Genomic DNA, 14,087 nt, shown 5'->3' on the forward strand with positions numbered 1-14,087 from the left:
ATATCATGGCTAAAAATGACATTAAGACTGCTTCTGTACTGGCATTTGAACGTAAACTGGCCAATTCCGATGCCTTGCTTTATGCCGGCAACTGGTCTGAATTGGAGAATAAGAATGCGTGGCAACCCATAGCGATTCAGAGCAAAGATGTGCGGGGAACCATTTCCAATCGTCTGAAAAATGCAGTTGCCAGCGATCCAGCTAAGTTGGATGCTGAAATTCAGAAACCGAATTTGCAACGAGTGGATGTAGCTGCTTTGCCATTCGATGCGGATACGTTAAAAGTTAGCTTCACCTTACGAGTGCTTGGTGATCTGGTGACACCTTCCGCCTGTAATGATCAGGACTATCAGGCAATTCTGAGTGAAAAAGTGGGCGCTTATATCCATGAGCAACAGTTCCATGAATTGGCTGCCCGCTATGCTGAAAATCTGGCTAATGGTCGTTTCTTGTGGCGCAACCGTGTTGGGGCAGAAGCAGTCACAGTGAAGGTTAATCATCTGGTTGATCAAAAGATCAAAACCAGTTGGAGTTTTGATGCCCTGGCATTCAACTTACGCCAGTTTACTAAACCTCAAGGGGATTCAGCAGCTCTTGCCGAAGTGATCCGCCAAGGACTATTAGGGGATAGTTTTGTCTTATTACAAGTTGACGCTTTTGTCCGGCTAGGGGTAGGGCAAGAGGTATTCCCTTCTCAGGAGTTGGTGTTGGACGGTGGTCGCGACAGCACAAAAAGCAAATATCTCTATCAGGTGGGCAGCGTAGCCGCAATGCACTCGCAAAAGATTGGCAATGCTCTGCGCACAATAGACACTTGGTATCCAGATGCGGAATGTCCGATTGCTGTTGAGCCTTATGGCTCGGTAACCAGTCGTGGTACTGCTTATCGTCAGCCTAAAGCAAAAATGGATTTTTATACTCTGTTGGATGGCTGGATGTTGAAAGATCAGCTGCCAAGTGTTGAGCAACAACATTATGTGATTGCCACCCTGATCCGTGGTGGTGTGTTTGGTGCAGCTGATTAAGGAATCGCCATGGATCACTATCTTGATATCCGGCTACTGCCGGAAGAACCTGAAGTGAGCGAGAGCTTTCTGCTCAATGCATTGTTCGCCAAACTGCATGTACGGTTAGGGCAGCAGGCACAGGGGCGGGTAGGTGTAAGTTTTCCTGACCATCACAAACGATTAGGTGATCTGCTGCGCCTGCATGGTCAACGCACGGATCTACAGGCGCTGATGGCCGATGACTGGCTACAGGGGCTTAAAGGTTACACCCAGTGCAGTGAGGTTTTGCCGATCCCTGCAACGGTCAGTTATCGGGCTGTTAAAAGGGTGCAAGCTAAGAGTGCGCATAATAAAAGGCAGCGATCTATTGCGAAAGGCTGGCTTACTGAGTCAGAAGCACAGATCCGAATCCCAGATACCCAGCAAAAAGAACTTCATTTACCGTTTGTGCAACTGAAAAGTCGTTCCAATGGTCAGATGATGCGAGTGTATGTGGAGCATGGTCCTGTGTTGGCCGTTCCGGTCTCTGGCTATTTTAATGCCTATGGTCTCAGCTCTATAGCCACGATCCCTTGGTTCTGACCCTTTTTCTTGCTGCCAACGCCAACCCATTAATAATTAATAGGTTGGCGTTATGCGTAAAAATAGGGAAGTAGCTGGAAAATAATAAAAGCTCTTTCACAATCAGTATATTAGATTTAAATTGTTACGCTTCACTGCCGCACAGGCAGCTTAGAAAAGCCAGACCAACCGATATGAGAGAGATCATGACTTCACTGCCGCACAGGCAGCTTAGAAATATTATTAGAAGCCATTAAGCTAGAAAAAGATCTTCACTGCCGCACAGGCAGCTTAGAAATTGAAACCATTCTTTGAATTTTGGGCTTGTTGCTTCACTGCCGCACAGGCAGCTTAGAAAATCTTCCACTGATGGATAGTCGACTAGGATGCCTTCACTGCCGCACAGGCAGCTTAGAAATCCATTATCCCAGTTGTACGCATTCATGCGCTCTTCACTGCCGCACAGGCAGCTTAGAAAAGCTCACATGAACTGCCGTAGCTTGAGAATCCCTTCACTGCCGCACAGGCAGCTTAGAAAGAAAACCTGAATCGTGACAGGCTTCCGCACTCCTTCACTGCCGCACAGGCAGCTTAGAAATGGCTGTTTAACAGATGGCAGTCATTCTGTATCTTCACTGCCGCACAGGCAGCTTAGAAAAAATCAATCGCGTCAGTATTTCCACACCCTGCCTTCACTGCCGCACAGGCAGCTTAGAAAAGACGGTTTTTCCTTCCCCTCTAGCAGATACCCTTCACTGCCGCACAGGCAGCTTAGAAATTTACAGATAGCGTTATGTTGTAAGACTTCCGCTTCACTGCCGCACAGGCAGCTTAGAAAATGAAGCGCCAAAAGGCCGATGCCGCGTGGAACTTCACTGCCGCACAGGCAGCTTAGAAAGTCGACGAACTGGAGCACGCCGGAGCGCCGGACTTCACTGCCGCACAGGCAGCTTAGAAAAACGTAGGCGTGAATGGCGTCACAGGCATTTCCTTCACTGCCGCACAGGCAGCTTAGAAACGATGGCGCGACCGACATAGCAAACGCACTAACTTCACTGCCGCACAGGCAGCTTAGAAATGCCGCCCGGTGCAGGTCAATCATCGCGGTTTCTTCACTGCCGCACAGGCAGCTTAGAAATGGTACGCGCCTTGTGCTATTTCAGCTCCGCTCTTCACTGCCGCACAGGCAGCTTAGAAATGGCGCATTACCAGGTATCGGCAGATTACCGACTTCACTGCCGCACAGGCAGCTTAGAAAAGCAAGCGCGCAAGATGCTTGAGCGAATGAAACTTCACTGCCGCACAGGCAGCTTAGAAATATGTCAATCTGACCTGTTTTGAGCAAGAACACTTCACTGCCGCACAGGCAGCTTAGAAAAGACTGCCGCCAATGGCTTAGATACTGTAAATCTTCACTGCCGCACAGGCAGCTTAGAAATTTGGCGATCAGGTGGCGGCGATCCAATCCTCCTTCACTGCCGCACAGGCAGCTTAGAAATGGCGCGTTCATCGACTGATTTTAGTGCTAGACTTCACTGCCGCACAGGCAGCTTAGAAATTCGCGGTGATGTGGCGCTTCGCGGAGGAATACTTCACTGCCGCACAGGCAGCTTAGAAAGTCAGCCAGCTACACCGCCGCTGATGTGCTGGCTTCACTGCCGCACAGGCAGCTTAGAAAAACGGGGCAACTACGCATACTGGATGAGGTAACTTCACTGCCGCACAGGCAGCTTAGAAAGTAACACGTACCCAGAGCTGAAAGGCACAGTCCTTCACTGCCGCACAGGCAGCTTAGAAAGAAGGCTGAGAACCACGATAACCACAAAAAGGCTTCACTGCCGCACAGGCAGCTTAGAAATACCGAAAACGTCTACTGCTAAAAATAGGCGCCTTCACTGCCGCACAGGCAGCTTAGAAAGGAGCTGAGCAGCACGCTGGTGTCAGTCGTGACTTCACTGCCGCACAGGCAGCTTAGAAAAAGCGGTGCTGATCAGCATGGCGTATCAGATGCTTCACTGCCGCACAGGCAGCTTAGAAATTCATGATGGCAGGCATGATGGGAATGCCGACCTTCACTGCCGCACAGGCAGCTTAGAAAAAGATCTGGTGCGCTTGCATTGCTTCCGGTGTCTTCACTGCCGCACAGGCAGCTTAGAAAAAGCCGATGATCCGCCGCTTCTACGCGTGGATCTTCACTGCCGCACAGGCAGCTTAGAAAACACCGGAGAAACGGGATTTTTTCGCACCACACTTCACTGCCGCACAGGCAGCTTAGAAAGGCGGCATATCGAAGTGATGCTGTATGACGAACTTCACTGCCGCACAGGCAGCTTAGAAAGGTTCAGGCGTACAATAATTTCACCAATAGCCCTTCACTGCCGCACAGGCAGCTTAGAAAATTACAGTGTCGCCAGCCGGTATGCTTGCTGCCTTCACTGCCGCACAGGCAGCTTAGAAATGGCGTTAAACTGCAAATAGTTCTCCAGTGACCTTCACTGCCGCACAGGCAGCTTAGAAATATTGCGGTAAACGCATGAGATCCTGCCTTTACTTCACTGCCGCACAGGCAGCTTAGAAAAGCGGGGCAGGGATGGCGACATGGAACGCATGCTTCACTGCCGCACAGGCAGCTTAGAAAGAAAGTGATTGAGCTGTGCCATGGCATCAAGACTTCACTGCCGCACAGGCAGCTTAGAAATGCTTGCAACGGTTGGTAGCGAGCCATATCCGCTTCACTGCCGCACAGGCAGCTTAGAAAGCCTGCATCACTTATTGACCACATCATTGCAGCTTCACTGCCGCACAGGCAGCTTAGAAATGTGCAACCAGGTGAACAATGCGAACAGGTTTCTTCACTGCCGCACAGGCAGCTTAGAAATGCTGGGCGGCTGGCTCCGCGCTCAAAACTAGCTTCACTGCCGCACAGGCAGCTTAGAAATTTGATTTCACGCTCGATGCCGATCATGTGAACTTCACTGCCGCACAGGCAGCTTAGAAATGGGAAACTACCGCTCGACGTGCTAGACGTAGCTTCACTGCCGCACAGGCAGCTTAGAAAAATGACGGTAACCAGCTGGCAGCTAACTACTACTTCACTGCCGCACAGGCAGCTTAGAAATTTGCAAACAACAGAGACACAACCAGGTGTCACTTCACTGCCGCACAGGCAGCTTAGAAAAGTGATTGGTGTGCTGTCTTCGTCCAGGAACGCTTCACTGCCGCACAGGCAGCTTAGAAAATAAAAGCTGGAACCCACGCCCGCAGCGTGCACTTCACTGCCGCACAGGCAGCTTAGAAAAGGTAGAGGGAACCACCCACAGTCAGGTTGTCCTTCACTGCCGCACAGGCAGCTTAGAAAAGAAGAACAAATTGTTGTGTACCGGTTACGAGCTTCACTGCCGCACAGGCAGCTTAGAAACGCAGCGTGCACAAAGAACGCCAGCAAAGCCACTTCACTGCCGCACAGGCAGCTTAGAAAAGCTGGCAGCTAACTACTACACTGCCGAAATCCTTCACTGCCGCACAGGCAGCTTAGAAAAGCGGTATTGATGCGTTGTCTGGAGCGATCGTCTTCACTGCCGCACAGGCAGCTTAGAAAAATGTGCGCATTTTATCAGGATCTAATTCGACCTTCACTGCCGCACAGGCAGCTTAGAAAAATGGAAGCCCCACGTCAATCACTGTCTTATCTCTTCACTGCCGCACAGGCAGCTTAGAAAGCTGCTGCTAATGCAACAAAACAAATAAATAGCTTCACTGCCGCACAGGCAGCTTAGAAAGGCCGAGCGCGTGGGAATTGGCACGCAGAAATCTTCACTGCCGCACAGGCAGCTTAGAAAAAGGCATGGCCTGTAAATCTCGAATATTACGACTTCACTGCCGCACAGGCAGCTTAGAAAAACTGGTGAAACGCATTCCAGCCCGAAAGCGCCTTCACTGCCGCACAGGCAGCTTAGAAATGATATCGCCCGGTGGGGACATGGCAGCTGGTCTTCACTGCCGCACAGGCAGCTTAGAAAAGCCCGGCAGTAGCCATAAAATCCAAGGAAACCTTCACTGCCGCACAGGCAGCTTAGAAAATAAATGAATAAGATAAATATTCAAGAATAGCCTTCACTGCCGCACAGGCAGCTTAGAAACAATCCGCTTGCGCAATATTATGTATCTCCGACTTCACTGCCGCACAGGCAGCTTAGAAAGCAAACTGAGCGTTAAGTTGGATCTGTGTTTCCTTCACTGCCGCACAGGCAGCTTAGAAAAAAACACGCTGGGCATTGCTCGCCCTTTCTTTCTTCACTGCCGCACAGGCAGCTTAGAAAACATGGCAACAGATTATCACCACGGCGTCCGCCTTCACTGCCGCACAGGCAGCTTAGAAACGCTGCAATTATCGATTAGCCTGGCAGAACCGCTTCACTGCCGCACAGGCAGCTTAGAAAAGTACACGCTCTCTGTGCGCCCGGGCTGGATTCTTCACTGCCGCACAGGCAGCTTAGAAAATCTGCGATTTCACCTGGCCATGAGGTGCTTTCTTCACTGCCGCACAGGCAGCTTAGAAAAATTGGTACGACAACCGGACGATCTCGCACTACTTCACTGCCGCACAGGCAGCTTAGAAAAAGGAATCCGCCGTGATGGCGAATTTCACCAGCTTCACTGCCGCACAGGCAGCTTAGAAAATCGGGCGATCTGGGTGCGGCAGTAATATCGCCTTCACTGCCGCACAGGCAGCTTAGAAACAATCCCTGCGGGCTTGCGCGGTATGGGGGCACTTCACTGCCGCACAGGCAGCTTAGAAAGGAAATCTCCAAATCACCGTCAATCTCATATTCTTCACTGCCGCACAGGCAGCTTAGAAATGCGTCCCATTTTTTGACCTGCATCAAAGAAACTTCACTGCCGCACAGGCAGCTTAGAAACAAGCGTGATGAATATCATCCCGATTTTTCGTCTTCACTGCCGCACAGGCAGCTTAGAAAAGTAATTAGCTCCTGCTCTGCCAGCTGAATGACTTCACTGCCGCACAGGCAGCTTAGAAAACCGTAACCAGCAGGGTCACGATATACGTTGACTTCACTGCCGCACAGGCAGCTTAGAAAGTGGCCGCAAACGCGAATACGGCACTAATGCCCTTCACTGCCGCACAGGCAGCTTAGAAAGTTATCTGCGACGTCTAGTTTAGTCAACCATTGTTCACTGCCGCACAGGCAGCTTAGAAAATTTGATAGGTATTATGGATTATTTCTTTGCGGTTCACTGCCGCACAGGCAGCTTAGAAATTTGTTTATCAAAAAGAGCCAATACCGAGTGCGTTCACTGCCGCACAGGCAGCTTAGAAAATTAATGCCGAGAAATACACTGGCGGAAAGTTGTTCACTGCCGCACAGGCAGCTTAGAAATTATTAATGCTCTTAATGAGTCTATAACGTTAGTTCACTGCCGCACAGGCAGCTTAGAAACAGCTGCCGTCCATTCACAAAAACGGACGATGGTTCACTGCCGCACAGGCAGCTTAGAAAGGTATGTCAACAGCGGGGTCAAATCTGTTTGGGTTCACTGCCGCACAGGCAGCTTAGAAATTCCTTGAAATTGTGTGGGGCAATGTTCGCGAGTTCACTGCCGCACAGGCAGCTTAGAAAAGACGCCCGCATTGTTGTGATGGAGTTGTGGCGTTCACTGCCGCACAGGTAAATTTAAAAAATAATAGGAACCAAGCGGTCTTTCGTCGGTATCTGTTACTACTAAGATGAGAAACACATCAGATACATCAGGAGGAGCTACAACGATAAATCCTGCATTTCAGAACACAAAACAACCCGATTAAAGCGATTCCGGTTATTTCATATCCCGAAAATCAGCGAGACCAGCTCGCCGAATATTTAGTAAAAAAACCACTCCGTCCCAGCCGGTGCAATGTTGTATGATGAGATCCAGATCAAATCTGCCCGGCTTTTTTCTTCGTTTCCCGGTATTCCGCTACACATTGCAAAAGGCCGACAGTTCCACTTTATTATTTAGCTATAAAACGCTGAGGTATAAGGACATATGAAGAAAGTGTACAATTTCTGTGCAGGCCCGGCTATGTTGCCGGTGGAAGTGATGCAACAGGCACAACGCGAATTCATTGATTTTGCGGGTTTAGGTGTTTCTGTTATGGAACTGTCCCACCGTGGCAAAGAATATATGGCGCTGGCAGCCGAAGCAGAACAGGATCTGCGCGATCTGCTGAACATTCCGGATAACTATAAAGTATTGTTCATGCATGGCGGTGGTCGTGGTCAGTTCGCTGCTGTACCAATGAACCTGCTGGGTGGCGAGAACAAGAAAGCGGATTACCTGATCTCTGGTGTATGGTCAAAAGCCGCACTGACTGAAGCACATAAATATGCTGATGCCGTTGCTGTGGAAGGCGTTACGAAAGATGCGCAGGGTCATTTTACCGTGGTTGAAAAACCGCAGTTCCGTGCCGATGCTGCCTATGTACATTACTGCCCGAACGAAACTATCGAAGGGATCGAAATGTTCGATCTGCCGGATACCGGCGATATCCCTCTGGTAGCTGATCTGTCTTCTACTATTCTGTCCCGTCCGATTGATATTTCCAAATTTGGCATCATCTACGCTGGCGCGCAGAAAAACATCGGCCCGTCAGGCCTGTGTATCGCCATCGTGCGTGATGATCTGCTGAATCAGGCGCGTGCTGATGTTCCTGCTATTCTGGATTACAAACTGACTGCTGATAACGATTCCATGTTTAACACACCGCCAACCTATGCATGGTATCTGGCTGGTCTGGTATTCAAATGGTTGAAACGTATCGGTGGTCTGGAAGCCATGGATAAGCTGAACCAGGAAAAAGCGGACTATCTGTATAACTACATTGATAACAGCCCGTTCTACAGCAATAACGTTGATCCAAAATACCGCTCACGCATGAACGTTCCGTTCCATCTGGCAAATTCTGCACTGGATGCAGAGTTCCTGGCTGAATCAAAAGCTGCAGGTCTGATGGCGCTGAAAGGCCACCGTATTGCTGGTGGTATGCGCGCAAGTATCTACAACGCTATGCCGCTGGAAGGTGTTAAAGCGCTGGTTAGCTTCATGGATGAGTTTGCTAAAAAACATGGCTAATCTGCAAATCAGTTCAGTATTGAACATGATTTGAGGCGGCGTTCCTCTGCGCCGCAGTGTAATATGAAAGAAGAGGATAACGCCGGTTTATCCGGCGTTATTTTTATGGTGGATTGCAGGAGCAATGGCTCATTGCACAAACAGAAAGAATTTAATGTTGTAACAGGAACACTATGAATACCCTGACTCTGGAACCGATTGCGCGTGTTGAAGGGACGGTTAACCTGCCTGGATCCAAGAGCGTTTCCAACCGTGCATTGTTGTTGGCAGCTCTGGCTCGAGGAACGACCCGTCTGACTAATTTGCTGGATAGTGATGATATCCGTCATATGCTGAATGCCCTGAAAACACTGGGTGTAAGTTATGAACTGTCTGCAAATAAAACAGAATGCACTGTACATGGCTTAGGCCGTGCTTTTTCTTCTTCCGAGCCAGTGAATCTGTTCCTGGGTAATGCCGGCACCGCAATGCGCCCGTTGTGCGCTGCACTTTGCCTGAGCAATGGTGAATTTACCTTGACCGGCGAACCGCGCATGGAAGAGCGTCCGATTGCTCATCTGGTTGATGCGCTGCGTCAGGCCGGTGCTCATGTGCACTATCTGAAAAAAGATGGCTATCCGCCACTGACCATTGAAGGCAAAGGCCTGTGGGGTGGGGAAGTGGTCATCGACGGTTCTGTGTCCAGTCAGTTCCTGACCGCATTCCTGATGGCAGCGCCGCTGGCTTCCGGTGATGTACGCATCCGTATTCGTGGTGAACTGGTTTCCAAACCGTATATCGATATCACGTTACACATCATGAAACAGTTTGGTGTGACAGTAGAACATGATGATTATCAGGTGTTCTATGTGCGTGGTAATCAGACTTATGTTTCACCGGGCACTTTCCTGGTGGAAGGCGATGCTTCTTCCGCTTCTTATTTCCTTGCGGCTGGTGCCATTAAAGGCAAAGTCCGCGTAACAGGTATCGGTAAAAACAGTATCCAGGGTGATATTCGTTTTGCTGATGTACTGGAAAAAATGGGTGCGAAAATCACCTGGGGTGATGATTTCATCGAAGCAGAAAATGTGGGTGAATTGCAGGCCGTTGATCTGGATATGAATCAGATCCCGGATGCGGCGATGACCATTGCGACCGCTGCGTTGTTTGCCAACGGCAAAACAGCCATCCGTAATATCTACAACTGGCGCGTAAAAGAGACTGATCGTCTGACCGCTATGGCCACCGAACTGCGTAAAGTAGGTGCTGAAGTGGTAGAAGGTCATGATTTCATTGAGATCACACCGCCAGCGCAGCTGAAACACGCAGCGATTGATACTTATAACGATCACCGTATTGCGATGTGCTTCTCGCTGGTCGCGTTAAGCGATACCAAGGTCACCATTAATGATCCGGGTTGTACTTCAAAAACCTTCCCTGATTATTTCACTAAATTTGCGTCTGTATCTCAGCGCTGATTTGAATTGTAAAAAGAAAGGCTGCTCCTTACCGGGCAGCCTTTTTATTTGTTTGGATTTCAATCATATCGGAATAAAAAAAGCCTGACTTTATGTCAGGCTTTTTCATGAGGCTTGTATCTGATTAGAACAGAATACGCGCTTTCAGTGTTCCGTCGATTTCTTTCAATCGGGCCAGAGCAATGTCGCTGTGTTCGGTTTCAACTTCGATTACCACATAACCGATGCTGGCGTTGGTTTGCAGGAACTGGCCTGCGATGTTGATACCTTCGTCAGCAAATGCCTGGTTGATCTTGTTCAGAACACCTGGCTGGTTGCGGTGAATGTGCAGCAGACGGCTGGTTTTACGACCCAGTTCAGGCAGTGAAACTTCAGGGAAGTTGACTGCAGACAGGGTAGAGCCGTTGTCTGAGTATTTGATCAGTTTGCTGGAAACTTCGATACCGATGTTTTCCTGTGCTTCCTGAGTAGAACCACCGATGTGCGGAGTCAGGATCACGTTGTCAAACTTCTGCAGAGGAGAAACGAATTTCTCGCCATTTGCTTTCGGTTCAACAGGGAATACGTCGATAGCCGCGCCAGCGAGATGGCCGCTTTCCAGCGCTGCTGCCAGATCATCAATTTTCACTACAGTACCGCGGGCGGCATTGATGAAAATAGAGTTTTCTTTCATCTTGGCAAACTGTTCTGCACCAAACATATCTTTAGTCGATGGTGTTTCCGGTACGTGCAGGGTAATAACATCAGACTGAGCCAGCAGCTCGTCCATGGTTGCTACCTGAATGGCGTTACCCATAGAAAGTTTGTTTTCGATATCGTAGTAATAAACTTTCAGACCGATACTTTCAGCGATAACACTCAGCTGGCTACCGATGTGGCCATAACCAACAATACCTAATTTTTTACCACGTGCTTCAACAGAGTTAGTCGCACTCTTGTCCCATTCACCACGATGTGCACCAGCATTTTTATGCGGGATGCCACGTAACAACAGCAGAATTTCGCCTAATACCAGTTCAGCCACACTACGGGTGTTAGAGAATGGAGCGTTGAATACCGGGATACCACGAGCAGCTGCAGCATCCAGATTAACCTGATTGGTACCGATGCAGAAACAGCCAATAGCAACCAGTTTCTGAGCAGCATCGAGCACTTCTTCAGTGAGGTGAGTACGAGAGCGGATACCAATGAAATGTACGTCGCGGATTTTTTCGATCAGCGCCTCTTCTTCCAGTGAACCTTTCACATATTCCACATTGGTGTAACCAGCAGATTTAAAGTTATCTACTGAGTTCGGATGCACACCTTCCAGCAGTAATACCTTGATCTTGTCCTTGTCGAGAGAATATTTGGTCATGTCTGCGCTCCCTTTTACGCACGTCATTGGTAGGCGTAGTAAATTAACAAAAAAGGGGAGTCGGCGCCAAGAAAGAATGCCTTAACGTAATACAAATTTTCTATATGGGTAATGTGATTTACCTATATGCATTTATTCAGGCATAACATGTATGTGAAACACTATTCTGATTTAACTGACTGGACAGCAGATAATGATGGTATATCGTTACCGTAATTACAGATGAGGACGGTTATGAATATTATTTTTGATATCGGAAATGTGCTGGTTAAGTGGGATCCGGTAGACATCGTGCGCTCAGTAATCAATGCACCGGGTGCTGTCAGGGTAGCAGAACATTTATTCGATCATGCTGATTGGCACGAAGTAGACAGAGGATGTCTGACTATTCCTGAAATCATTCAGCGTGCAGTAGAACGTACCGATATTGATGAAGATATTGTGACGGCTATTTATCAGGCGGTGCCTGCCTCATTAACACCTATTGCTGAAAATATCGATTTGCTGCTGCAACTCAAACGTGCGGGCCATGGTATTTACGCATTATCCAATATGGGGCTTGATAATGCAGCCTACCTTGCTAAAACCGCACCATTCTGGAATGAGTTTGATGGCCGAGTTATCTCTGCAGAGGTGAAGCTGATCAAGCCTGATCCTGCTATCTATGAATATCTGCTGGAGAAAAATGGTCTGACCAATTCTGGCTGCATCTTCATCGATGATTCACTGATAAATGTACATACAGCAGAAAATCTGGGAATCAAAAGTATTCACTTTCAATCTTCCGCTCAGGTGGCGACTGAATTGAGAAAGTACATTTCATGGGCGTAACAGCCCATTCCTACCGAAAAATGATCTAAATCATTTAACAGTATTAACGTTTATTTAATTCTTGCTGAAACAGGTGACTGATTGGCCGGAATGAGGGAGAATATCCCCGCAAGCCAATCATAAATTGGTATTACCAATTTTGTTGTGCTGATACTCACAAGAATGAGACATCCTGGTTTCGAATGTGCTGTTTATAACAACCGGCATAGGTACAAACCACCAGCGCGCAACACGGCTTCCCGCTGTTTTGGGCGAGGGGATGATAAACGAACGAGTTTTTGTGAGTTGGCATAAATTATGATGGCTTAGCAGTACTGGTTGTCTGAGCTGTTCAGACAGTAATTCAGGCAGCATCTAAAAGCTGAAACTTATGAGATATAAGTCGTTGAGCCGGTTTTTAGACGTTACCTATATCGATATAGGCCATCGCTGAGTGATTAAAATATTCACTCGCCCTGACCTTGAACTGCTTTGACACAGAGTGTCTTAAGCCATGCGAGGAAAGAATGGAAGTAACAATCAATCCAACCGTTCTGGTTGTTAACTGTGGTAGTTCATCACTGAAATTCGCTATTGTTGATCCAGCATCTGGTGAACAATATCTGACTGGTCTTGCTGAAGCGCTGGGTTTACCAGAAGCGAACATCAGCTGGCGTTTCGGTGATGCTGAAAAGCAGAAAGACAGTTTAGCTTCTGGTGCAGATCACACTGCTGCGCTGACTTATCTTGAAGAACATATTCTTGAAGGTAAGCCGGAACTGATGAAATCCTTTATTGCGGTTGGTCACCGGGTTGTTTCCGGTGGTGAATTATTCACCCACCCGACACTGATCACTGATGAAGTGGTTAAAGGTATTGAACAGTGCATTCCACTGGCTCCGCTGCACAACCCTGCACACTTGTTAGGTATTGCTGCTGCGCGTCGTCTCTTCGCTGATCTGCCTCACGTTGCGATTTTTGATACTGCTTTCCATCAGACAATGCCAGCCAAAGCGTTCATGTATCCGCTCCCGAACGAGCTTTACAAAGATCACGCTATTCGCCGTTATGGCGCACATGGCACCAGCCATTACTATGTTACCTGTGAAGCTGCCAAGCTGCTGGGTAAACCACTGTCAGAAACCAATATCATTACCGCACATCTGGGTAATGGTGGTTCTGTCAGCGCGATCAAAAATGGTAAATGTGTTGATACCAGCATGGGTCTGACTCCGCTGGAAGGTATCGTGATGGGTACCCGTTGTGGTGATATCGATCCATCCATCGTGTTCTTCCTGATCGACACACTGGGTTACTCTGTTGAAGATGTACGCAACACCCTGAACAAAAAATCAGGTCTGTTGGGTCTGTCTGGCAAAACCAGCGATTTCCGTGGTGTTATCGAAGGTCTGGAACAGGGTGATGAGCAGTGCAAACTGGCGTTTGATATTTACTGCTACCGCCTGGCGAAATACATCGCTTCTTACTACGTTGCAGTCGGCAAAGTAGACGCACTGATCTTCACCGGTGGTATCGGTGAAAACTCAATGCCAATGCGTAGCACCGTACTGAAACTGCTGGAAGGTTTTGGCTTTGTTGAAGACGAAGCAGGTAACGCTGCTGCTCGTTTTGGTAACTCAGGCCTGATCACTAAAGCCGGCAGCACCAAATCATTCGTTATTCCGACTAACGAAGAACTGGTTATCGCACAAGGTTCTGCTGAATTCGCTAAATAAGCCTTTCAGCTTACCGGAATAACAAAAA

Annotated in this window: 7 protein-coding genes and 1 CRISPR repeat array; of the genes, 6 read left to right on the plus strand and 1 reads right to left on the minus strand. The window is 48.4% G+C overall.

Translation table 11 applies throughout. The features are described 5' to 3' along the window. Positions 1 to 5 precede the first annotated feature (5 nt). The 4 genes from csy3 to aroA all read left to right on the plus strand — a co-directional run bounded on the left by csy3 (position 6) and on the right by aroA (position 10,156). Positions 6 to 1,025 (plus strand): type I-F CRISPR-associated protein Csy3, encoded by a 1,020-nt coding sequence (csy3, locus tag TOLA_RS06955; protein ID WP_012729576.1) that lies wholly within the window; start codon positions 6 to 8, stop codon positions 1,023 to 1,025. Positions 1,026 to 1,034: 9 nt separating this feature from the next. Further along, positions 1,035 to 1,589: a type I-F CRISPR-associated endoribonuclease Cas6/Csy4 gene (gene cas6f, locus TOLA_RS06960; RefSeq protein ID WP_012729577.1), complete on the plus strand. Its 555-nt coding sequence runs from the start codon at positions 1,035 to 1,037 to the stop codon at positions 1,587 to 1,589. A 129-nt stretch (positions 1,590 to 1,718) separates the two neighbouring features. After that, positions 1,719 to 7,207: a CRISPR direct-repeat array (repeat unit 28 nt; unit sequence CTTCACTGCCGCACAGGCAGCTTAGAAA). A 406-nt stretch (positions 7,208 to 7,613) separates the two neighbouring features. Then, complete coding sequence (gene serC / locus TOLA_RS06965; protein ID WP_012729578.1) at positions 7,614 to 8,699, plus strand: 3-phosphoserine/phosphohydroxythreonine transaminase; 1,086 nt, start codon at positions 7,614 to 7,616, stop codon at positions 8,697 to 8,699. Between the two features lie 173 nt (positions 8,700 to 8,872). Next, on the plus strand, positions 8,873 to 10,156 hold the full coding sequence (gene aroA, locus TOLA_RS06970; protein ID WP_012729579.1) for a 3-phosphoshikimate 1-carboxyvinyltransferase: 1,284 nt from the start codon (positions 8,873 to 8,875) through the stop codon (positions 10,154 to 10,156). A gap of 124 nt (positions 10,157 to 10,280) precedes the next feature. Here the strand turns inward: aroA and serA are convergent, their stop codons facing one another. After that, a complete protein-coding gene (gene serA / locus TOLA_RS06975) occupies positions 10,281 to 11,513 on the minus strand; it encodes a phosphoglycerate dehydrogenase (RefSeq protein WP_012729580.1) in 1,233 nt (410 codons plus the stop codon). Positions 11,514 to 11,747: 234 nt separating this feature from the next. Here serA and TOLA_RS06980 point away from each other — a divergent pair, with 234 nt between their 5' ends. Then, complete coding sequence (locus tag TOLA_RS06980) at positions 11,748 to 12,344, plus strand: HAD family hydrolase (protein WP_012729581.1); 597 nt, start codon at positions 11,748 to 11,750, stop codon at positions 12,342 to 12,344. A 518-nt stretch (positions 12,345 to 12,862) separates the two neighbouring features. Beyond that, the gene (locus TOLA_RS06985; RefSeq protein WP_281054822.1) at positions 12,863 to 14,059 is read left to right on the plus strand and encodes an acetate kinase; all 1,197 of its coding nucleotides are present in this window, start codon (positions 12,863 to 12,865) and stop codon (positions 14,057 to 14,059) included. Positions 14,060 to 14,087: the final 28 nt, after the last annotated feature.

This window comes from Tolumonas auensis DSM 9187, from assembly GCF_000023065.1.
GTDB classification, from domain to species: Bacteria; Pseudomonadota; Gammaproteobacteria; order Enterobacterales; family Aeromonadaceae; genus Tolumonas; species Tolumonas auensis.